1 protein-coding gene is annotated in these 265 nt (G+C 35.8%); it reads right to left on the bottom strand.

Annotated features, from left to right (window positions below; genetic code table 11):
- On the bottom strand, positions 1-265 hold a 265-nt coding region (locus tag SB724_RS20525), incomplete at both ends, for a CocE/NonD family hydrolase (RefSeq protein WP_410572750.1).

Below are 265 nucleotides of genomic sequence, written 5' to 3'. Positions count from 1 at the left end.
AAACAGATTATAATTTGTAACTTTTCTTGCATAACTAAGCCATCGCAACATATAAGGGCTAAAGCAATTGTTAAATATAGGAAAGTCAACTCCAAAACCTACCGATGCAGTAGGAATGATGGTCTTCAAAGCAGGATGAAGATTTTTAACAGCAGCCCATTGGCTGAAACCGTCATAACTTCCTCCAATCATGCCTACCTTACCATTATTCCATGGTTGCTTGATAATCCAATCTATTACTTCGTTTACATCTTCTATTTCAAAT

It is taken from the genome of Bacillus sp. SIMBA_031, from assembly GCF_046535225.1.
GTDB classification, from domain to species: domain Bacteria; phylum Bacillota; class Bacilli; order Bacillales; family Bacillaceae; genus Bacillus; species Bacillus velezensis.
This window is presented reverse-complemented; position numbering and strand designations above follow the sequence as displayed.